Annotated in this window: 17 protein-coding genes; 7 read left to right on the plus strand and 10 right to left on the minus strand. The window is 70.0% G+C overall.

Going from position 1 to position 20,372, the window contains the following annotated elements:
- Window positions 1-213: 213 nt before the first annotated feature.
- Window positions 214-2,109 (minus strand): ABC transporter ATP-binding protein, encoded by a 1,896-nt coding sequence (locus ACUYMY_RS12415; protein WP_481703852.1) that lies wholly within the window; start codon window positions 2,107-2,109, stop codon window positions 214-216.
- A 92-nt stretch (window positions 2,110-2,201) separates the two neighbouring features.
- Here ACUYMY_RS12415 and ACUYMY_RS12420 point away from each other — a divergent pair, with 92 nt between their 5' ends.
- On the plus strand, window positions 2,202-2,831 hold the full coding sequence (locus ACUYMY_RS12420) for a PH domain-containing protein (RefSeq protein WP_481703853.1): 630 nt from the start codon (window positions 2,202-2,204) through the stop codon (window positions 2,829-2,831).
- 29 nt (window positions 2,832-2,860) lie between these two features.
- Here the strand turns inward: ACUYMY_RS12420 and ACUYMY_RS12425 are convergent, their stop codons facing one another.
- From ACUYMY_RS12425 to ACUYMY_RS12450, 6 genes are all read right to left on the minus strand, one after another.
- Window positions 2,861-4,048: an ABC transporter permease gene (locus tag ACUYMY_RS12425; protein ID WP_481703854.1), complete on the minus strand. Its 1,188-nt coding sequence runs from the start codon at window positions 4,046-4,048 to the stop codon at window positions 2,861-2,863.
- Between the two features lies 1 nt (window position 4,049).
- Window positions 4,050-5,588, minus strand: a complete 1,539-nt coding sequence (locus tag ACUYMY_RS12430; protein WP_481703855.1) for an ABC transporter permease — start codon at window positions 5,586-5,588, stop codon at window positions 4,050-4,052.
- Between the two features lie 104 nt (window positions 5,589-5,692).
- On the minus strand, window positions 5,693-7,486 hold the full coding sequence (locus ACUYMY_RS12435) for an ABC transporter family substrate-binding protein (protein WP_481703856.1): 1,794 nt from the start codon (window positions 7,484-7,486) through the stop codon (window positions 5,693-5,695).
- Between the two features lie 327 nt (window positions 7,487-7,813).
- Entirely contained in the window at window positions 7,814-10,201 is a 2,388-nt protein-coding gene (locus ACUYMY_RS12440) for a phosphoketolase family protein (protein ID WP_481703857.1), read from the minus strand.
- A 147-nt stretch (window positions 10,202-10,348) separates the two neighbouring features.
- A complete protein-coding gene (locus ACUYMY_RS12445) occupies window positions 10,349-10,648 on the minus strand; it encodes a hypothetical protein (protein WP_481703858.1) in 300 nt (99 codons plus the stop codon).
- 131 nt (window positions 10,649-10,779) lie between these two features.
- On the minus strand, window positions 10,780-11,667 hold the full coding sequence (locus ACUYMY_RS12450; RefSeq protein ID WP_481703859.1) for a hypothetical protein: 888 nt from the start codon (window positions 11,665-11,667) through the stop codon (window positions 10,780-10,782).
- A 287-nt stretch (window positions 11,668-11,954) separates the two neighbouring features.
- Here ACUYMY_RS12450 and ACUYMY_RS12455 point away from each other — a divergent pair, with 287 nt between their 5' ends.
- The 4 genes from ACUYMY_RS12455 (at window position 11,955) to ACUYMY_RS12470 (ending at window position 14,330) form a co-directional block, all read left to right on the plus strand.
- Window positions 11,955-12,587 (plus strand): hypothetical protein, encoded by a 633-nt coding sequence (locus ACUYMY_RS12455; protein ID WP_481703860.1) that lies wholly within the window; start codon window positions 11,955-11,957, stop codon window positions 12,585-12,587.
- A 224-nt stretch (window positions 12,588-12,811) separates the two neighbouring features.
- Window positions 12,812-13,276 (plus strand): SRPBCC family protein, encoded by a 465-nt coding sequence (locus ACUYMY_RS12460; RefSeq protein WP_481703861.1) that lies wholly within the window; start codon window positions 12,812-12,814, stop codon window positions 13,274-13,276.
- Window positions 13,277-13,404: 128 nt separating this feature from the next.
- Window positions 13,405-13,620, plus strand: a complete 216-nt coding sequence (locus ACUYMY_RS12465) for a hypothetical protein (protein ID WP_481703862.1) — start codon at window positions 13,405-13,407, stop codon at window positions 13,618-13,620.
- A 35-nt stretch (window positions 13,621-13,655) separates the two neighbouring features.
- Complete coding sequence (locus tag ACUYMY_RS12470; protein ID WP_481703863.1) at window positions 13,656-14,330, plus strand: hypothetical protein; 675 nt, start codon at window positions 13,656-13,658, stop codon at window positions 14,328-14,330.
- Between the two features lie 251 nt (window positions 14,331-14,581).
- Here the strand turns inward: ACUYMY_RS12470 and ychF are convergent, their stop codons facing one another.
- A complete protein-coding gene (ychF, locus tag ACUYMY_RS12475; protein ID WP_481703864.1) occupies window positions 14,582-15,667 on the minus strand; it encodes a redox-regulated ATPase YchF in 1,086 nt (361 codons plus the stop codon).
- A 55-nt stretch (window positions 15,668-15,722) separates the two neighbouring features.
- Between ychF and ACUYMY_RS12480 the strand changes: the two genes are divergently transcribed.
- Window positions 15,723-17,003, plus strand: a complete 1,281-nt coding sequence (locus tag ACUYMY_RS12480; RefSeq protein WP_481703865.1) for a DNA recombination protein RmuC — start codon at window positions 15,723-15,725, stop codon at window positions 17,001-17,003.
- 2 nt (window positions 17,004-17,005) lie between these two features.
- Here ACUYMY_RS12480 and ACUYMY_RS12485 read toward each other — a convergent pair whose 3' ends face one another.
- On the minus strand, window positions 17,006-18,091 hold the full coding sequence (locus ACUYMY_RS12485; RefSeq protein ID WP_481703866.1) for a 4-hydroxy-3-methylbut-2-enyl diphosphate reductase: 1,086 nt from the start codon (window positions 18,089-18,091) through the stop codon (window positions 17,006-17,008).
- Between the two features lie 9 nt (window positions 18,092-18,100).
- Window positions 18,101-18,952 carry a hypothetical protein gene (locus tag ACUYMY_RS12490; protein ID WP_481703867.1) on the minus strand — a complete coding sequence of 284 codons (852 nt, stop codon included), beginning with the start codon at window positions 18,950-18,952 and terminating at the stop codon, window positions 18,101-18,103.
- A 103-nt stretch (window positions 18,953-19,055) separates the two neighbouring features.
- Between ACUYMY_RS12490 and xseA the strand changes: the two genes are divergently transcribed.
- Complete coding sequence (xseA, locus tag ACUYMY_RS12495; RefSeq protein WP_481703868.1) at window positions 19,056-20,369, plus strand: exodeoxyribonuclease VII large subunit; 1,314 nt, start codon at window positions 19,056-19,058, stop codon at window positions 20,367-20,369.
- The last annotated feature ends 3 nt before the right edge of the window (window positions 20,370-20,372 follow it).

Below are 20,372 nucleotides of genomic sequence, written 5' to 3' on the forward strand. Positions count from 1 at the left end.
GGAGCGGACCCTCAGCAGGCCAGCATCCACTATTTTACTGTGCGGGCCGGGGCTCCGCCGACGGCCCTGTCCTGTGCGGGCCGGGGCTCCGCCGACGGCCCTGTCCTGTGCGGGCCGGGGCTCCGCCGACGGCCCTGTCCTGTGCGGGCCGGGGCTCCGCCGACGGCCCTGTCCTGTGCGGGCCGCCCAACCGCCGACGGCCCCTCCCCCGGCCTACTCGATGCCGCTCGCCGCGAGCAGCTCGCGCAGCTCCCGCCGCTCGCGCTGCTTCTCGGGGTCCGGCAGCGGGACGGCCGCGAGGAGGCGCTGCGTGTACGTCTCCTGCGGGTTGCGCAGGATCGCGTCGCGCGAGCCCTGCTCGACGATCCGACCGCGCTGCATGACGCAGATGTGGTCCGCGAGGACGTCCACGACGGCGAGATCGTGCGTGACGAAGAGGCACGCGAAGCCCAGCTCCCGCTGCAGGCCCTGGAAGAGCTCGAGGACCTTGGCCTGGACGGAGACGTCGAGGGCGGACGTCGGCTCGTCGGCCACCATGAGCTTGGGCTCGAGCGCGAGCGCCCGCGCGATGCCCACGCGCTGCTTCTGCCCGCCGGAGAGCTCGTGCGGGTAGCGGTTGCGGTACGAGCGCGGGAGCTCGACCTGGTCCAGGAGCGTCTCGACGCGCTGCTGGAGGGCCGCCCCCTTCGCGACGCCCGCGAGGAGCATGGGCTCGCCGATCGACTCGCCGATCGGCAGGCGCGGGTTGAGCGACGACGACGGGTCCTGGAAGACCATGCCCACGGAGCGCCGCAGCGCGTGCAGCTCGCGCGAGTTCCGCCTCAGGCCCGAGATCTCGGTGCCCACGACCTTGAGCGAGCCCTCGGCGACGTCGAGCAGTCCGACGGCGGCGCGGCCGATCGTCGTCTTGCCAGAGCCCGACTCCCCCACGAGCCCCACGACCTGCCCCGGGTAGACCGTGAGGTTCGCGCCCTCGACCGCGCGAAACGCCGGCACGCGACCCTGCTTGGGGTACTCGATCGCGACGTCGCGCAGCTCGAGCACCGGGGTCCCCCGCCGCCCCTGCTCGGCCTCCACGTCGGTCACCGAGGCGAGCGCCGCCTCGTTCTCGCGCTCGCGCGCGGCCAGCTCCTCGGCGTCAACCACAGCGAGCTCGACGCCGGTCGCCGAGGCGAGCGCCGCGGTGATGTCCACGTCAGCATCGGCCTCGCTGCCCTGCCCGAGGTGCGGCACGGCCGCGAGCAGCGCCTGGGTGTACTCGTGCCGGGGCGCCGAGAAGACCTGCTCCGCGGTGCCCGTCTCGACGATGACGCCCTTGCGCATGACGGCGATCCGGTCGGCGAGGTCGGCGACCACGCCCATGTCGTGGGTGATGAGGATGACGGCTGAGTTGAGCTTGTCCTTGAGGTGCCGCATGAGGTCGAGGATCTCGGCCTGCACGGTCACGTCGAGGGCCGTCGTGGGCTCGTCCGCGATGAGCAGCTTGGGATCGCACGAGAGCGACTGGGCGATCATGGCGCGCTGGCGCTGGCCGCCCGAGAGCTGGTGCGGGTAGGACTTGTACGCCTTCTCCGGGTCGGGGAGCTCGACGAGCTCGAGCATCCGCAGGGCCCGCTCCTTCGCCTCGTCCGGGGAGACGGGGTTGTGCAGCCGCACGGTCTCGACGATCTGGCTCCCGATTGTGTACACGGGATTGAGCGCCGTCATGGGCTCCTGGAAGATCACGGCGACGTCCTTGCCGCGGACCTGCCGGACGCGGCTCTGGTCCTTGCCGAGGAGCTCCTGGCCGGAGAGGCGGACGCTGCCCGAGACGCGGCTGTTGGAGGGCAGGAGGCCCAGGAGCGCCATCGAGCTCGCCGACTTCCCGGAGCCCGACTCGCCGACGATCGCGAGGACCTCGCCCGCGCGGACCTCGTAGTCGAGGCCGATCGCGGCGGGGATCCACTCCTTCTCGACGCCGAAGTCCACGCTCAGGCCGCGGACCTCGAGCACCTTCTCACCCTTGACGAGCGGGGCGCCGACCCTCTCGGTCCTCCCCGTCGCCTCAGCGTCTCCGTTTCCGGCTGGGCCCTGCCGCGGGCCGCCGGCCCGTCCAAGGTTCTCCGCCATCGTCAGACCGTCCTTCCGTGCGTCGCCGTTGTCGGGGTACAGCCGCGGTGCCCGCGTTCGCCGTCCCCGGGCGAATCCTGTTTCATGGGGGCATGCATGCCCTGAGCCACACCGGCCGGACCGAGACCTTCACCGCGCGCAGCAACAAGGTGCTCGCGTGGCTCTCGTGGGGCCTGGCCGCGTTCGGCCTCGCCGTGACGCTCACGACGGCGGGCCTCGCCGGGCTGCGCTTCGTCGCGCCGCTCGCCCTGCTCGGCGCCGGGGGGTGGGTCCTGTTCTGGCGTCCCGCGGTGCTCGTGAGCGACGCCGGCGTCGAGCTGCGCAACCCGTTCCGCAGCATCGGCGTGCCGTGGGATGCCCTCGCGCACGTCGACACGAAGTACGCCCTCACGCTCATCACGGACCACGGCCGCTTCACGGCGTGGGCGGCGCCGGCGCCCGGCGTCTGGGGTGCCCGGAACGCGCGGCCCGAGCACCTCGACGGGCTGCCCGAGACCACCTACGGCCCGGCGCGCTCCGTCCGGCCGGGCGACCTCAAGCACACCGACTCCGGCCAGGCGGCCGCGCTCGTGCGCTCCCGCTGGGCAGAAGCCCTCGCCTCCGGCAGCGCGCACGCCGGCCGCACGGACGAGACGCCCGTCGCGAAGCGCATCGCGTGGCGCGAGCTCGCGGCCACGCTCGTGCTCGCCGCGGCGTCGGTGGCCACGCTCGGCGCCGCCTGAGGCCTGCGGCCGGATCGCGGGCCCGCACATCAGCTGCGGCCCTCCGGGCCGGGCCCGGCGCCGTTGGGCGTCACCGCGCCGTCCGGCGTCCCGGCCCCCGCGGTGGTGCCTGCCACGCCCGGGGCGACGACCGGCGTCGTGCCCGCGATTGGCCCAGACGACGGAGCACCGGCCCTCGCAACGGCCCGCTTGGCGTTGAACTTCTTCTGCCGCGGGTCGAACGCGTCGCGCAGGCCGTCGCCGATGAAGTTGATGCTCAGGCAGATGAGCACGATGAACAGGCCGGGCCACCAGAACAGCCAGGGCCGCGTCGAGAACGCCTCCTGGTTCTGCGAGATGAGCAGGCCGAGGGACGTGTCCGGGGCCTTGACGCCGACGCCGAGGTAGCTCAGCGCGGTCTCGAGGAGGATCGCGGCGCTCATGGTGAGCGTGACGTTGACGATCACGACGCCGACTGCGTTGGGCAGGATGTGCTTGAAGATGATCCGCAGGTTGGACGCCCCGGAAATGCGGGCCGCGTCGACGAACTCGCGCTCCCGGAGCGTGAGGAACTCGCCGCGAACGAGCCGCGCGAGGCCCACCCACAGCACGAGGCCCAGGAAGATGCCCAGGACCACGACGCCATTGGTCGCCGCGAAGGAGCTGAACCAGCTGTCGGCGTCGCGCCGGCCGGCGGTGCGGGACATGACGGCCGCGAGGAGCAGCGCGGGGATGATGATGACCACGTCGGTGAGCCGCATGAGGATCGCCTCGACCCAGCCGCGGAAATAGCCCGCGAGGGAGCCGACGAGGACGCCGATGAAGCCCGCCACGAGCCCGATGATGAGCATGACCGTGATGGACTGCTGCGCCCCGCGCATGGTCATGGCGAAGAGGTCGCGGCCGATCCGGTCCTGTCCGAAGGGGTGCTCGCCGGCCGCGAGTGGCCACAGCGTGAGCGTGGGCTGGCCGTCGTTGACGAGGGGGGTGACCTGCTCGTGGTTGTACTTCCACCAGCCGGGGATCGGGCCCCAGCCGACCGACGTGAAGGCGAGCAGGAGGATGGCGGCGAAGGCGACGAGGCCGACGAGGGCCCCTGTGTGGCCGAAGAAGCGCCTGCGGACGATCTGGCCCTGGCTCAGGCCCTTGGTCTCGCCGCGCAGCGGTGCGGACGCAGCCGGCTCGGCGAGGATCTCGCGCTCGGCGATCAGCTCATTCTGCTGGGATGGCTGGGACATGTCACTTCACCCTTACGCGTGGGTCGAGGGCCGAGTAGGCGACGTCGGCGATGAGGTTGAAGACCATCGCGGTGATGGCGACGCACACGAAGACGCCCATGACCGGGTTGGGGTCCACGTGGAAGATCCCGTCGAGGAACATGAAGCCCATGCCGCGCACGCCGAAGACCGTCTCGGTGATGACGGCGCCGCCGATGAGCGCACCGATGTCGAAGGCCACGACGGTCGCAATCGGGATGAGCGCGTTGCGGAACGCGTGGCGCATGACGACGGCGCGCTCGCTCACGCCCTTCGCCCGGGCCGTACGGATGTAGTCCATGTTCATGACCTCGAGCATCGACGAGCGCGTGAACCGCGTGTAGCTCGCGAGCGAGACGAGGATGAGAGCGACAGTCGGCAGGACGAGGTGGGTGAACGAATCGATGCCCGAGATCCAGAAGTCACCGTCCAGATTCGGTGTCTGGGCGCCGATCGTCGCGATCGGCCGGCCGCGGATCTTGCCGTTGTCGAAGTAGGCCGGCCAGGCCTGCAGGAAGCGGTCCAGGACGATCATGCCTCCGACGAGGAAGGCCGTGATGCCCCCGACCCGCATGTTCTGGCCCCGGTCGTACCCGCCGAAGGCCCAGCCGACGCCAACGCCGACGAGCACGGTCGCGATCGCGAGGAGGAGGATCATGAGCGGCGTCGCGAGGTTCAGCAGCCCTTGGACCGGGAAGTAGGCGGCCAGGCCGATGCCGACGGTGGTGAGGCCGGCATACAGCGCGCGCCGGTTGTTCAGCCCCGCCACGAGGACGGCCACGGCGAACGCGAGGCCGACGCCGGCGAGCAGGATGACCGCGAGGCCGAGCCCGGGGAAGCGGAACCAGCGGGTGATGGAGGCGAGGATGAGCAGCGCTGTCACGAACGCGAAGGCGCTGCCGCCGATGATCGCGCGCCGCTTGGGCTCGCCGCCCACGGCGACCGCGGCGACGAGGCCGACGACGGCGCCGATCCCTGCCGCGATGTACCAGGGGATCTCGGGCTCGCGCAGGAAGTTGTTGAAGCCGATCGCGCCGTACTCCTTGAGCAGGACGGCGACCCAGAAGATCGGCAGGGAGAAGAAGAGGAAGGCCATGAAGGTCACGCCATAGTCGAGGGCGCTGTACTGGCGCAGGGCCGTGACGATGCCGAGGGCGATGCCCATGAGGATCGCCAGGACCGTCGCCGCCGTCACGAGGGTGAGCGTCTGGACGAGTGCGATGCCGAGGGCCTCCGTGATCGGCTGGCCGGAGATGCTGCGGCCGAGGTCGCATCGGCCCGCGAAAGGCACGAGGCACTGGGCCGCGCCGCCGAGCCACTTGAAGTACCGGACCGGCGCGGGCGTGTCGAGGTCGAGGAGCTCGCTGCGGGCCTGCATGAGCTGGGGCGCGTTCGGGGCGTTGCTGGCCCGGAACTCCTCAAGGGGGTCTCCAGAGATCGCCGTCAGGTTGTAGACCAGGAATGAGGCGCCGAGGAGGATGAAGGCGGCCGTGATGAGCCGCCGGACAACGTAGGTCACCATGGTGGGTTTGTCCCTCGTGGATCGAAAAAGAAGGTGCGATGGACGCCGGAAGCGCCGGGGCCATGACGCTCAGCCCCGGCGCTTCGTGTGGTCGAGCCGGCGGACTACTTGACCGACCACTCCCAGAGGTTCCACCAGACACCCGTCTGGTTGGGCATCTCCTTCACGCCGTCGACCTTGTCCGAGTACGCCTTGATATCCGGCGACTGGAAGAGGGGCAGCCCATAGCTCGTGGACCAGATGCGCTTGTCGATCTGCTGCTGGAGGTCATCCTGCTTCGACTTGTCAGTGGTCACGACGAGCTCGTCCATGAGCTTGTCCGCCTCGGGGTCCGAGAACTTGTTGAAGTTGGAGCCCGCGCCCGTCTTGAAGATCTGCGGGGTTCCGCTGACACCGACGCCCGAGTTGATCCAGCCGAAGATGGACGCGTCGTAGGTGCCGTTGCCCAGGGCCTTGCTCCAGTCGGCCTTGCCCAGCCCGCCGTCGACGACCTTGAAGCCTGCCTTTTCGGCGGACTCGCGGATGAGCGAGAAGGCGTCAGCCCGGTTGGGGTTGTCCTTGTTGTACATGATGCGTACCTCAGGGGTCTTGCCCGCGAGGAGCTGCTTCGCCTTCTCGATGTCCACGCTCTGGTAGGCCGAGGAGCCGTTGTTCTTCACCGAGTCGGCGTAGGCCGCCTGGTCTGGCACGAAGAGCTGCGAGTCCAGCGGCGAGGCTTCGGGGTCGATCTTCTTGATGATCTTGTCCACGATGTCCTTGCGCGGAACGGTCAGCATGAAGGCAGTCCGCACATCCTGGTCCGCGAAGACCCCGTAGTAGTTGAGGTCGAGGTGGTCGTACGCGAGCTGCTTGCCCTGGAGGAGCGTGACCCCCGGGATGGCCTTGAGCTGCTCGACAGTGTCAGCCGAGGCCTGCGGGTTGACCACGTCGACCTCGCCGTTCTTCAGAGCCTGAACCTGCGCGGGGGCGCTGCCGATCGTCCGGACGACGATCTGGTCCACGTTGGGCATGGGGCCCCAGTTGTAGTCCTTGTTCCGGACGAGGGTCACCGACTGCTCGGGGACGACGTCCTTGACGATGAAGGGGCCGTTGGAGAGGAAGAGGCTCGTGTCCGCCGGGAGGGTCTTCGAGTCGAAGGCCGTGTTCCACACCTCGCCGACCTTCTTGAGGGTGTCATTCGGCGGTGCCGGATTGTCAGGATCGCCGCGCTTGATGCCCTTGAGCAGGTCCACGAGGGCCTGGGCGTCCGCGAGGCCGGCCTTCTTGGCCACGACGTGCGCCGGGACGTCCACTCCGCCGTTGCCCGGGAAGCTGAAGGCGAGCTCCCAGTCAGCGTAGGGCTTGGAGTACTTCAGCGTGATGCTCCGGCCATCCGATCCCAGCTCCGGGAACTCCGTGAGGTTGAGGCCGGAGGTGTCCGCGGCGGTCTGGAAGTAGACCGTTCCGGTGGTGGTCTCGCCCTCCTTCTTGGAGTCGTCGTAGTAGGCCGAGCCCGAGGCCCAGGAGAGAACGAGGTCGGCAGCGCTGACCTGGGTGCCGTCGGACCACTTCACACCCTCGTTGACCGTGTACTTGACGGTGAGCGGATCGTCCGAGAGCTTCTCGTACTTGCCGAACTTCTCGTTTCGCACGATGTTCAGCTTGTTGTCGATGTAGATGAAGCTCGAGTGCGTCGCGTAGCCGATGTGGCCATTGACGTCGACGTTGCCGTCGGCGGTCAGGGGATTGAAGCTGCTGAAGCCGTTGGTCTCCGCGACAGTAACTGTGCCGCCCTGCTTGGCGCTGGCCTGGCCTGTGGGGGTGGCCCCCTGGCCGGACCCCTGGGTCGCGCAGGCGCTGAGTGCGAGCGCCGTCGCGGCCGCGAGCCCGATCGCCTTGGAAATACGCCCGAAACGCATTCCGCCTCCTATTTTGCTTGTGTGTGATGGAGCCGGGATCGGCCCCGGCCAGACGGCCCCTCCCCCCACGGAAGGCGTGGCCCGCCTCACATGTTCGACAGCCTAGACGCGCAGGGCGCCGACTGGCTACGAAAGTCACGTTTCAGATCACGGTCGTTATAGAGATGCAACATATCTTTCAGGTTCCGTCTCTTGCGGAGGGCCGCAGCGGTGTGCGATTGGAGATTCCCAATCAGATCCTCGGCGGCCGCCGGGACCATACCCGGCGGTAGCATGCCGTCGTCAATCAGTCCCTCCGCACCGGCAGCGCCGCGATCGGAGCCGCGCTCAGGGCCCTTCGAGGGTCCAGTCGCGGATCTCCGCCGGGTCCTCGCCGTGCTCGCGCGTGTGGGCCCTGGCGCGCTCGAGGGCGTCCTCGTAGCGCTGCCGGACCGAGGCGCTCCGGACGGCGAGCCCGGCCACCCGGTCGATGACGTCGATCGCGAGGTGGTACCGGTCGATCCGGTTGAGCATCGCCATGTCGAAGGGAGTCGTCGTCGTGCCCTCCTCGATGTAGCCGCGCACGTGGAGGTTCCCGTGGTTCCTGCGGCGGTACGTGAGACGGTGGATGAGCCAGGGGTAGCCGTGGTACGCGAACACGATGGGCCTGTCCACCGTGAAGAGCGCGTCGAACTCGCGGTCCTGCAGGCCGTGCGGGTGCTCGCGCTCATCCTGGAGGCGCATGAGGTCCACGACGTTCACGACCCTGACCCTCAGCTCGGGCAGGTCCCGGCGCAGGAGCTGCGCGGCCGCGACCGCCTCCACGGTCGGCACGTCGCCCGCGCAGCCGAGCACGACGTCCGGCTCCTGGCCGGGCACTTCGCTGCCGGCGAAGTCCCAGACGCCGATCCCGCGGGCGCAGTGCAGCTTGGCCTCCTCCGACCCGAGCCACTGCAGGGCGGGCGCCTTGCCCGCCACCACGATGTTGACGTAGTCCCGGCTGCGCAGACAGTGGTCCATCGTGGCCACGAGGGTGTTCGCGTCCACGGGCAGGTAGACACGCACGACCTCGGCCTTCTTGTTGACCACGTGGTCGATGAAGCCCGGGTCCTGGTGCGAGAAGCCGTTGTGGTCCTGCTGCCACACGTGGCTCGAGAGCAGGTAGGTCAGCGACGCGACAGGCATGCGCCACGGGAGCTGGCGATGCACCTTGAGCCACTTGGCGTGCTGGTTGAACATCGAGTCGACGATGTGCACGAACGCCTCGTAGGAGGTGAGCACGCCGTGCCGGCCTGTGAGGAGGTAGCCCTCGAGCCATCCCTGGCACAGGTGCTCGCTCAGGACCTCCATGACGCGCCCGGCCCGCGCGAGGTGCTCGTCGACGTCGTCGATGCGCTCCTGCCAGGCCTTGTCCGTGGCCTCGTAGACGGACTGGAGGCGGTTGGAGGCGGTCTCGTCCGGGCCGAAGAGCCGGAAGGTGGTGGGGTTGGCGCGGATCACCTCGCGCAGCCACCCGCCGAGGTTCCCCATCGCCCCTTCACGGACGACGCCGGGCGCCTCCACCGGGACCATGTGCGCCGCCGCGTCGGGGAGCCTGAGGTCGGTAAGGAGCCGGCCCCCGTTCGCGTGCGGCGTCGCGCTCATCCGGCGGTCGCCGCTGGGGGCGAGCCTTCCCAGCTCCAGCGAGCGCGCGCCGTCGTCCGCGAAGAGCTCCTCGGGGCGGTAGGAGCGCAGCCACTCCTCGAGGAGGGCCAGGTGGCCCGGATCCTCGTGGATGCCGGACAGCGGGACCTGGTGCGCCCGCCACGTGCCCTCGACCTGCTGGCCGTCCACCTCCCCTGGCCCGGTCCAGCCCTTGGGCGAGCGGAGCACGATCATGGGCCACGGCTCGGGGGCCTCCCCCGAGAGACGCCCGGGCCCGGTCCGGGCGCGGCGCTGGATGTCCGCGATCTCGTCGAGGCAGTCGTCGAGGGCGGCGGCGAAGGCCCGGTGGGCGGCCGGGTGGTCCTGGGGGTCCTCCACGGCGACGAAGCGCGGCGCCCAGCCGAGGCCCTCGAAGTACGCGCGGACCTGCTCCTCGGGCCGGCGGGCAAGGACCGTGGGGTTCGCGATCTTGTACCCGTTGAGGTGCAGGACCGGCAGGACGGCGCCGTCGTGCACGGGGTCGAGGAAGGCCGTGGACTGCCAGCTGCCCGCGAGCGGGCCGGTCTCGGCCTCGCCGTCGCCCACGACGCACACGGCCACGAGGTCCGGGTTGTCGAAGGCGGCGCCGAATGCGTGGGCGAGCGAGTAGCCGAGCTCTCCGCCCTCGTTGATCGACCCCGGCGTCTCCGGCGCCGCGTGGCTCGGGATGCCGCCAGGGTAGGAGAACTGGCGGAAGAGCTCGCGCAGGGAGTCCTCGTCGTCGCCGAAGCGCGTGTACACCTCCGCGTAGGTGCCCTCGAGGTAGGCGTTCGCGACGTTCGCGGGGCCGCCGTGTCCCGGGCCCGTGACGAAGAGCATCGCCTGGTCGCGCTCGATGATCGCGCGGTTGAGGTGGGCGTAGACGAAGTTCAGCCCCGGCGTTGTGCCCCAGTGGCCGAGGAGCCTGGCCTTGACGTCCGCGGCCTCGAGCGGGCGCCGCAGGAGCGGGTTGTCGCGCAGGTAGATCTGGCCGACGGAGAGGTAGTTCGCCGCCCGCCACCAGCGTTCGAGGTCCTCGACGGTCTCATCGGCAAGCTTCGCAGTGGGTTCCATGACAGACACAGCGGACCGCCTTCCCCTTAGGCTGCTGCCGCCGAAGGCGGCCGGTGCCTGCCAGCCTAGCGGCACGCGAGAACGGCATGAGAAAAGGCCGCCACAGCCTCTCCGGGCGTGGCAGCCTTCAGTTGGGGCGAGCGTGGACTAGCCCGCCGCCTGGGTGATTCTAATCGTGTCACCGGTGGCCTCGCAGACGGCGGTGGCCGACCCGCTTCGCGCGGCCTGGGACGCAAGCACAGCAATGTTGCCCACGTTCACGCTCGGGCAGACATTGGCGACCAGCTGAGCCGCAACGCCGATGTTGACGTTGTTGTTGCTCAGGACGTCACCGACTTCGACATTGACCAGCCCCGACTGCTGCGCGTGTGCCGGGGCGAGGCCGGCCGTGAGCAGCAGTCCGCTTGCCAGAGCCGCTCCTGCCATTGATTTCGTTGCAAACCGCATAGTTTTTCTCTCCATCATCCGGGTGAATTCGGCTACGACACATCGAGGAAGTCCCCTGATGGCGCCGCAATCCTGAGTTACCCATCTGTGATGAACCACACACAAATATAAAAAACTGATGTTCTGGTGCCTCACCGGTTCAAGGCGTCCCCCACGCGCTCCACGACGGCGGCGAGCCGCCGCCTCAGGCCCTCCTGCCTGCCGGCGGGCCACCGGGCGTACAGCAGACGCACGTTCAGCTGGCGGTGGCCCTCGAGCTCGAAGTGCGCGTGCACGTCGTCGTCCGGGGACGGCCCGAAGTCCACTCGCGAGGCCTCCCCCACGTCGCCGAAGGCGTCGGGCAGGTAGAACGTCGCGGCGGTGAGCTCCTCCAGCCGGAAGCTCAGGGTGCCGTGCTCCAGCAGCCCCTCGGGGATCAGCCGCGCCGTGGCCTCCGACAGGACGGCGTCGCTGAGGACGAAGATCATCTCCTTCGGGGTCGTCACGAGGGCCCCGCTCAGCTCGACCGGCTCCGCGCCGTCCCGATCGGCCACGATGAACCCGGGCAGCAGGACCGACTCGTCCATGTACAGCTGGTGGTCGTAGTGGGGATCCGACGAGGCCGCCTGCTTCAGCGCGGCCTTGAGCATCAGCGGCTCCGCCCGGGCCGCGGATGCGAGCAGCGAGTCCTCTCGGGGCGCGTCCTCGGGCTCGTCGGCCATCTCCTGCAGGGCCTTCACGGCGGCGGGCATGTAGTGCAGCACGATGCGGGAGCCCTCCTCCGCGCCGAAGAGCAGAGCAGCCACGCCCAGCAGCGTGAATACCCTGCCGAGGGGCTGCACGCTGCCGGCCAGCTGCTCCTCCAGGTGACGGACGGCCTGCCGCGCACCCGACGGCTCGAGGACGCAGGCGGCGGCATCCCCGGTGCGCTCACCAGCGGGGCTCGTGCTCGCCTCGGCGAACACGAGGGCCAGGTCCTCAGGCACCCCCACTCCGACGAGCCGCATCGCCAAGGACCGTCCCGCTGGTGTGATGCCCACGCCCCAACCTTCCGACGAGCGGCAGCCGTGGTCAACCACGCACGTCGCCCCTGCCGGAGTCAGCTGGGACCAGACGCTGAAGCCGGGCTCCACGGCTATGTCATCTCGGCCGGAACGAAGTCGGCAACGAGACTGATTGGTCGGTTGTGTCATTCCAGACGCTGGAGTTATAACTTGAAGCGGTCTGGGACAGTCGCTCACATCCTGCGGAGAGCCTGCTGGGGGTACACCGCATCGCGCCCACAATGGCGCCATCTGAATACTCCCCAAGAACGAGGTTCGTCATCATGACAACCCACGCGAACACCCACCACATGAGCACAAGATCAGCGACCCTAGCCGCCTTGGGCGGCGCAGCAGCCGTCCTTGGCGGCCTGCTCGGCGCTGCAGCGGCATACATGGAGTCCCTCGCCCCTGAGGGCACCGCAGGGGCGTATAGGATCACCACGCCAACAGTCGCAGTCTTCGCCGTGACCTCAATCCTCCTCGCCGTCATCGGCATCCTCGGACTTGCCGCCTTGGCGCGGGCGAAGGGCCGGAGCTACTGGGCGGCGATCACCGCTGCGGCATTGGTCGCGGCAGGACTCGCATCCCTGAGTGCGTTCAGGGTCTTCTTGGCGGGAACCGCGAACGAGTCATGGGGATGGTGGGTCTTGGGTGCCGGAGGATTCTGGGCTATGTGGATTGGCCTCGTCGCTGGTGCCGTCCACGCCCTGGTCACGAGGATCGTGCCAAGGTGGGCAGCAATAGCGGCCATGGTGACAAGCGCGGTCCTCCCCCTCTTCAACACCGAGACCGCGGCCGTGCTCTTCGCGGTGCCCGCCGCGCTGGCGTGGGCCCTCGTCGGCGGCCTCATGCTGCGGGAGGCACTGGGCGATCTCCACCTCGGGCACAGGCACGCCCCCGTAGTCGGCGCCTGAACCGGCTCGGCGGAGCTACCCCCGAATCCACCGGCCCACGATCAGACCGGCCGGGGTACACCGCATCCAGCCCACACAGGGCGCCGTCCATTCACCCACTCTCGACGAGTCAGTCGCTCAATGCCGGACAACGCCGGACACCGTGCACGCCACCTCGCGAGCACGACCCGGATCCGCGCAAGGGTGGCCCGCCGAGGGCACCCTTCTGAAGAAAGGAGACGGCAATGCCCGTCACCGAAGAGAGCATCATTATCCCGGTACCGCCCGAGGAGGTCTTCGACTACCTCAACGACCCCGCACACCTCCCCGAGTACGACGCAACCATCCTGACCAGCGAACTCCAAGGCGACGGGCCCGTGCAGGTCGGGTCCCGGTTCAAGGGAAAGAGCAAGATTCTCGGCAGGACCTTCGACTGGACTGTCGAGGTGACCGACCTGGACCGCCCCACGAAGCAGACCATCAAGTCCGTGGAGGGGAAGATCGACTTCACCGGCACCTACACCCTCGCCCCGGAGGCCGGGGGCACCCGGGTGGAGTACCGCCTCGAAGCCGGTTCCGGCCTTGGTGGGGTGTTCGGCCGCATAGCTGATGGCCTCGTGAACAAGGCGTACGCACGACAGGTGCGCGCCAACCTCGCCACACTGTCCGAAATCCTCACCGAGCACCGGGAAGCCCAGCCGGGAGGCTGAAGCGGCCTGATGCCCTTTGCGCCGCCAGCGCGTGGAGGTCAGCGGTCGCACCCGACTGGTGGAGCGCTGATGGCCCAACAGGGATGGCTGTACGTCCGTCCCGGAACTCCGCCGTGAAGCTGATCGGGATGTGCGGTGCAGCTCGGTTGTGGGCAGACGACGCCAGCACCGCGGTCGGAGCCCTCGCGACCATCACGGCCCTCGCGGAGGACCTGCCGAGCACGCTCACGGCATGGCGCGAGCACGCCCAGACGGTCGCACAGAAGGCATGGTCCAGTGACACCGAGGACCTCGCGGGAGCGCTCCGCGGGCTCACGGCCGAATGCGACCGGGGCGGCTACTAGGGGCGACAAGTCCCCAAGCAAGGAAGGAACCTGCCATGGAAGCCCCAACGTGGCATTTCGCCAACCGGATGCTCGGCCGCGGCAGTGCGGTCGTCTGGGCCATGGCAGCGGGAGGCGCGCTCTGGATCATCCACGGATACCTCCGCATTCTGATGCCCTCCGGACCGGACGTCGTGTGGAGGGAGGACCTCGGCTACTCCGTGATCGTCAGCACAGGGCTGTTCGGGCTTTACAACCTTCCCGGCGCGCTTGCGCTCCTGCTGGCGGCTTGGGCGGCGTTCTCCTTCCTGTCTGCCCTCCGCACGGGACGCAGGGCTTTGAAGTTCGCTGCCCGGATACTCACACTGCTGGCCTTTGTCCTCGGCCTCGTCGCGGTGGCGGGTCTGCTCATCGGGTTCTCCCCTCCGACCTTTGCCGGTGTCAGCTTGGGCATGCCCGTCCTCGGGGTGGCCCTGATCCTCACTGGTCTTTTGCTGGCCAGAGAGGGTGATGGCCTTCAGGAGCATCCGAGACGGCTGGGGCCTGGCTTGATACTGCTGGGCGCCGTCGCGCTCTTCATCCTGCCGCTGTGGCCGATGATGTTCGCCCTCAACTGGCTGCCGCTGTGGTTCGGCGCCCTGATCTATGCCCTGTGCGGGGCGGGCTGGATCATCGTCGGTCTCAGCCTCCATGACCACCCGGCCAGAGACGCTGGCAACGCCTACGCCTGAGGCTGCTCGGGCAGGCATCCTTTGGAGCGTGGTCAGGAATGAATGACACCGGAACGATGGTCGCCGTCATACTCGTCTCCACCGCCCCCTTCGCGCTCCGCGTGGTCCTTGCCCTCTGTGGAGCAGGCTCGACCTGCGCGAACCCGAACCCAGACCGGCCGCAACGAGCCGCGGTCAGACGGTCCGGGACGCCCTGCACAGACGCACTGCAGAGGCTGAACCGCGTGATTTCAGGCCAAAAAGGGGCCAGATCACACGTTGAAGCGGAACTCCACTACGTCGCCGTCGGCCATGACGTAGTCCTTGCCCTCGATGCGGACCTTGCCGCGGGCCTTGGCCTCGGCCATCGAGCCGGCGTCGATGAGGTCGTCGAAGTGAACGACCTCGGCCTTGATGAAGCCGCGCTGGAAGTCGGAGTGGATCACGCCGGCTGCCTGCGGGGCCGTGTCGCCCTGGCGGATCGTCCAGGCGCGGGCCTCCTTGGGGCCGGCCGTGAGGTACGTCTGGAGGCCGAGCGTGTGGAAGCCGACGCGGGCGAGCTGGTCGAGGCCCGACTCCTCCTGGCCGTTCATCTCGAGCATCTCGCGGGCCTCCTCCTCGGAGAGCTCGACGAGGTCCGCCTCGAGCTTCGCGTCGAGGAAGATGCAGTCCGCCGGGGCGACGAGCTCGCGCAGCTCGGCCTGCTTCTCGGGGCTGCCGAGCACGCCCTCATCGCAGTTGAAGACGTAGATGAACGGCTTCGCGGTCAGCAGGCTCAGATCCTTGAGCGCGGCCATGTCGAGCTTGTCGGAGGCGATCGAGGAGAAGATCGTGTCGCCGCGCTCGAGGACCTTCTGGGCCGCCTGCATCGCCGCGAGCTCGCTGGCCTCGCGCTTCTTGATCTTCACTTCCTTCTCGACGCGCGGGATGGCCTTCTCGAGCGTCTGGAGGTCGGCGAGGATGAGCTCGGTGTGGATGGTCTCCATGTCGGAGCGCGGGTCGACCTTGCCGTCGACGTGCACGACGTCGGGGTCGTCGAAGACGCGGATGACCTGCGCGATGGCCTGCGCCTCGCGGATGTTCGCGAGGAACTGGTTGCCGAGGCCCTCGCCCTCGGAGGCGCCCTTGACGATGCCGGCGATGTCGACGAAGGAGACGGTCGCGGGCAGGATGCGCTGGGAGCCGAAGATCTCGGCGAGCTGGCTCAGGCGCGGGTCTGGGAGGCTCACGACGCCGACGTTCGGCTCGATCGTCGCGAAGGGGTAGTTCGCCGCGAGGACCTGGTTGCGGGTCAGGGCGTTGAAGAGCGTCGACTTGCCGACGTTGGGGAGTCCGACGATACCGATAGTGAGAGCCACGGTCATCCATCATACCGTCGCGAGGATTGTCGGACGCCCGTGCGAGGGTGGGGCCATGGACGGAACACAGACTCTCGTGATGGTGCTCGTGGCTTTGCTCGCCCTGGTCGTGGGCGCGCTGGCCGGAGCGGTGTGGGAGCGGCGGCGGGCCGCGCACGACGGCGCGGGGCTGCCCGCGCTGCAGTCGCGCCTCGCGTCGGCGGAGGCCCGGCTCGCGGCCGCGAGCGCGGAGCGGGACCTGCTCGCACGGCAGAACGCCGCGCTGACCTCGCTCGACGAGCAGGAGAACACGGTCCTGCACGCCCTCGCGCCCGTGGCCGAGAAGCTCGGAGCCGTCCAGCGGCAGGTCGCCCTGCTCGAGCGGGACCGGGTCGAGCAGTACGGCCAGATCGCGCAGCAGCTCCAGGCGGCGCGGGAGTCCGACGCGGCCCTTCTGCATACAGCGCACGCGCTCACGGCGGCGCTGGCCAACAACGCCTCGCGCGGCACGTGGGGCGAGGTCCAGCTGCGGCGCGTCGTCGAGGCCGCGGGGATGCTCGAGCGCGTGGACTTCGCCGAGCAGGTGTCGGCATCCGGGGAGTCGGGCGGCGTCCGGCCGGACCTTGTGGTCTCGCTTCCCGGCGGCAAGCGGATCGTCGTCGACTCCAAGGTGCCCCTGGGCGCGTACCTCAAGGCGCAGGAGCACGCGCAGGATGCCAGCCCCGCCGGGGCGGCCCTGCGGGAGCGGCACCTCGCCGAGCACGCCAAGGCGCTGCGTGCCCACGTGGATGCGCTCGGGTCCAAGAAGTACTGGGAGGCGGTCGGGGCGAGCCCCGAGCTCGTCGTGTGCTTCCTCCCGGCCGAGTCGTTCCTCGCCGAGGCCCTGCGCACGGACCCGGGGCTCCTCGACCACGCCTTCGCCCGCAACGTTGCCCTCGCATCCCCCGCGACCCTCATGGCCCTGCTCAAGGGCGTGGCCTTCGGCTGGCGCCAGGAGCTACTCACGGAGAACGCACGCGAGCTGTTCGAGCTCTCGCAGCAGCTGTACAGCCGGCTCGGCACCATGGGCGGGCATGTCGCCAAGCTCGGGGCGTCGCTCAAGACCTCGGTCGAGCGCTACAACAGCTTCGTGGGCACCCTCGAATCCCGCGTGCTGCCCACCGCGCGGCGGATCAGCGCCCTCGACCCGGGTTCTGCCGAATCGCTCCCGGAGGTGCCCCCGCTCGAGTCGACCCCGCGCGTGCTGAGCGCGAGCGAGCTGCTCGACGAGGAGCAGCTCCGGGACAGTGGGCTCGCCGGACGCCGGCTCTCGGGAGACGTCGAGGGCCTCGACGGCGGGCTGCGCGACTCCGCCTGAGCTCAGCCCTGGGGGCGCTGGCCCCTGCCGCCGAGGCCGCGGCTCGCGTCGCCGGCGTCCTTGAGCGTGGCGCGGAGCTCCTTGGGCAGGGAGAAGAGAATGTCCTCCTCGGCCGTGACGACCTCCTCGACCGTCCCATAGCCGTACTCGGAGGCAAGGCGCAGGACGTCCTGGACGAGCACCTCGGGCACGGACGCGCCGGAGGTCACGCCCACGGTCGCGACCCCCTCGAACCAGGACTCGTCGACCTCGTTGGCGAAGTCGACGCGGTAGGCGGCCTTCGCGCCATACTCGAGGGCCACCTCGACGAGGCGCACCGAGTTCGAGGAGTTCGCTGAACCGACCACGATCACGAGGTCCGCCTGCGGCGCGATCTTCTTGATCGCCGCCTGGCGGTTGCTCGTCGCGTAGCAGATGTCGTCGCTCGGCGGGTCCTGGAGGTTAGGGAAGCGCTCGCGCAGGCGCCGCACGGTCTCCATCGTCTCGTCCACCGAGAGCGTGGTCTGGGAGAGCCAGATGAGCCGGTCCGGGTCCCTGACCTGGATCGTGTCCGCCTCCTCGGGGGAGTTGACGATCTGGGTGTGGTCCGGCGCCTCTCCGTACGTGCCCTCGACCTCCTCGTGGCCCTCGTGGCCGATGAGCAGGATCTCGTAGTCGCTCCTGGCGAAGCGCACGGCCTCACGGTGGACCTTGGTCACGAGCGGGCAGGTCGCGTCGATGGTGCGCAGGCCGCGATCGGCGGCGGAGTTGACGACGGCGGGGCTCACCCCGTGCGCCGAGAACACCACGAGGGCGCCCTCGGGGACCTCGTCGGTCTCGTCGACGAAGATGGCGCCGCGTGCCTCGAGGGTCTCGACGACGTGCCTGTTGTGCACGATCTGCTTGCGCACATACACGGGGGGCCCGTAGTGCTCGAGGGCCTTCTCGACGGCGATCACGGCACGGTCGACGCCGGCGCAGTAGCCGCGCGGGGCGGCCAGGAGCACCTTCTTCTCCCCCACGACCGGGGCGGCCTGGGCCACGTCCTCGGGCGTGCGGCGGCGCCGCGGGACCGTGGGCATGGAAAGGGCGACGGGAGAGGAGGTCATGCGTCCATGCTACCGGCGCGCGAGCTGCCGCCTCCGCCGCGCCCCGAGGATGCCTCCCGACAGGAGGAGGACAGCCCCGGCTACCGCGAGCGCCGCGTTCCATGGTGCGAAGCCGTCCGCCACGAGCTGACCGGCGCGCTGCGCGAACAGCGTCGACACTGTCCCCGAGCCCGCCTGGGCGCCCGCAATGGAGGAGACGAGGAACGTCCCCGCGCCCAGGACCGCGGCCGCCAGCAGCAGGCCGAGGCCAGCCCACGCGAGGGCGACGCCCCGCCGTCGTGCGGCGAGCAGCCCGAGCAGGAGGGCCAGCACGGCGCCGGCGCAGAGCGGCCCGGAGAGCGCGGCGGCGTGCTGGACTGCGGTGAGGGCGGTGCGCTGCTGGGCTGAACCGGCCTGGACCGCGAGGCTCCCGGCCTCGGGCAGGTCGAGGCCGAGCGACTCGCCCACGCGCGCGAGCACGAGGTCGGCGAGGGGCCGCAGCTGGAGCGTCACGGCGTCGACCGGGGCGTCCGGCCCGAAGTTCGCAGCATGGCTCGCGCGCAGGGTCTCGTCCCAGGCAGCGGGGAAGCGCTCGTCCTGGGTGAGCCCGTCGACGACGCCCGCGGCGAGCTCCTGGGAGGCCGGCCGGAGCGGCTCCGGCACGCGCGAGGCGGAGACGGCCGTCGTGGCGATCGAGGTGCCGAGCGCGTCGAAGAACGCCTCGTCCTCGCGCAGCGGCGAGAGGAGGCGGACGAATCCGGCCTCGTCGACGATGTTCCGCTCGACCCAGAGGGCCGGAACGGCCGCGGCGGCGAGCACGACGGCGAGCAGCACGGAGAGGGCGGAGAGCACGGTGCGCATGGACTTCCCGGGGGTCGACAACCCGTCCATCGTAGCCGGGGCCCGACGGCGGCCATCGAGTGTCGGTGCCGCGTGATAGTCCTGAACTATGGTGGCAGAGATGGAAGGACTGGACCCGCAAGGGTTGGACACGGAAGGACGCGATCCTTCGACGCTGCCCGCGCGAGCCGCTGACACGACGCCCGACAACCCCTGGCCGCTCCATGTCCTCTCCCGCAAGCTCAAGGAGCACATCGAGCGCGCGCCGCAGGTCTGGATCGAGGGCCAGGTGATCGAGCTCAACCGGCGCGGCGGCACGGCCTACCTGACGCTGCGTGACGTCGACCAGGAGATCTCCCTCCCGGCCTCGGCGTGGGGCACGGTCATGGCCCGGCTCCGCGAGCCGGTCGAGCGCGGCTCTCGGGTCGTGGCGCTCGTCAAGCCGGAGATGTGGCTCAAGACCGGCCGGCTGACCATGGCGGTCCGGGACATGCGGCCCGTGGGGCTCGGGGACCTTCTCGCCCGCGTCGAGCGCCTGCGCCAGGCCCTCGGGGCGGAGGGACTCTTCGCGGACTCGCGCAAGCGCCGGCTCCCCCTGCTCCCGCACTGCATCGGACTCATCACCGGCCGCGACTCCGACGCGAAGAAGGACGTGCTGCGCAACGCCGCGCTGCGCTGGCCGGCCGTGTGCTTCGAGATCCGCGAGGTGGCGGTCCAGGGGGCGAACGCCGTCTCGGAGGTCATGGCGGCCCTGCGCGAGCTCGACGCGCGCCCTGAGGTGGACGTGATCGTGATCGCGCGCGGCGGCGGATCGCTCGAGGACCTCCTGCCGTTCAGCAACGAGGCCCTCGTCCGCGCCGTCGCGGAGGCGTCGACGCCGGTCGTGAGCGCGATCGGGCACGAGGCGGACCGGCCGATCCTCGACGACGTGGCGGACCTGCGCGCCTCGACACCCACGGACGCCGCGAAGCGCATCGTCCCCGAGGTCTCCGAGGAGCTCGCGCGCGTGCGCCAGTGCCGCGACCGGCTCGAGCGGCAGGTCCGCCTGCTCGTGGAGCGCGAGACCGACAGGATCGCGGCGGTCCGCAGCAGGCCGTCTCTGGCCGCGCCGGAGGCCATGGTCCAGCTGCGGCACGAGGAGCTCGAGCGCCTCCGCGGCCGGTCGCACGCCGCGGTGAACGCCGCCGTCGTGCGCGGGCTCGACGCCGTCGCGCACCTGCGCGCCCAGGTCCGCGCCCTCTCGCCGCAGCAGACGCTGGACCGCGGTTACGCCGTCGTCCAGCTCGCCGAGGGGGTCCCCGGCACGCCGGCCCATCCGGGCGCGGTCGTGCAGGACCCGGAGATCGCCCCGGCGGGGACGGCCCTGCGGCTGCGGCTCGCCCGGGGGGAGCTCGCCGCGCGGTCCGAGGGCGAGCGGGTCCCGATGACCCGCGCTAGCGCAGGGCCCGAAAAACTCTGAGGA

The organism is Sinomonas sp. T428B, assembly GCF_056780155.1.

Coding starts and splice junctions, on each gene's coding strand:
- ACUYMY_RS12415 (WP_481703852.1), bottom strand. CDS start 2,109: ATGGCGGAGAACCTTGGACGGGCCGGCGGCCCGCGGCAGGGCCCAGCC.
- ACUYMY_RS12420 (WP_481703853.1), top strand. CDS start 2,202: ATGCATGCCCTGAGCCACACCGGCCGGACCGAGACCTTCACCGCGCGC.
- ACUYMY_RS12425 (WP_481703854.1), bottom strand. CDS start 4,048: ATGTCCCAGCCATCCCAGCAGAATGAGCTGATCGCCGAGCGCGAGATC.
- ACUYMY_RS12430 (WP_481703855.1), bottom strand. CDS start 5,588: ATGGTGACCTACGTTGTCCGGCGGCTCATCACGGCCGCCTTCATCCTC.
- ACUYMY_RS12435 (WP_481703856.1), bottom strand. CDS start 7,486: ATGCGTTTCGGGCGTATTTCCAAGGCGATCGGGCTCGCGGCCGCGACG.
- ACUYMY_RS12440 (WP_481703857.1), bottom strand. CDS start 10,201: ATGGAACCCACTGCGAAGCTTGCCGATGAGACCGTCGAGGACCTCGAA.
- ACUYMY_RS12445 (WP_481703858.1), bottom strand. CDS start 10,648: ATGCGGTTTGCAACGAAATCAATGGCAGGAGCGGCTCTGGCAAGCGGA.
- ACUYMY_RS12455 (WP_481703860.1), top strand. CDS start 11,955: ATGACAACCCACGCGAACACCCACCACATGAGCACAAGATCAGCGACC.
- ACUYMY_RS12460 (WP_481703861.1), top strand. CDS start 12,812: ATGCCCGTCACCGAAGAGAGCATCATTATCCCGGTACCGCCCGAGGAG.
- ACUYMY_RS12465 (WP_481703862.1), top strand. CDS start 13,405: ATGTGCGGTGCAGCTCGGTTGTGGGCAGACGACGCCAGCACCGCGGTC.
- ACUYMY_RS12470 (WP_481703863.1), top strand. CDS start 13,656: ATGGAAGCCCCAACGTGGCATTTCGCCAACCGGATGCTCGGCCGCGGC.
- ACUYMY_RS12480 (WP_481703865.1), top strand. CDS start 15,723: ATGGACGGAACACAGACTCTCGTGATGGTGCTCGTGGCTTTGCTCGCC.
- ACUYMY_RS12485 (WP_481703866.1), bottom strand. CDS start 18,091: ATGACCTCCTCTCCCGTCGCCCTTTCCATGCCCACGGTCCCGCGGCGC.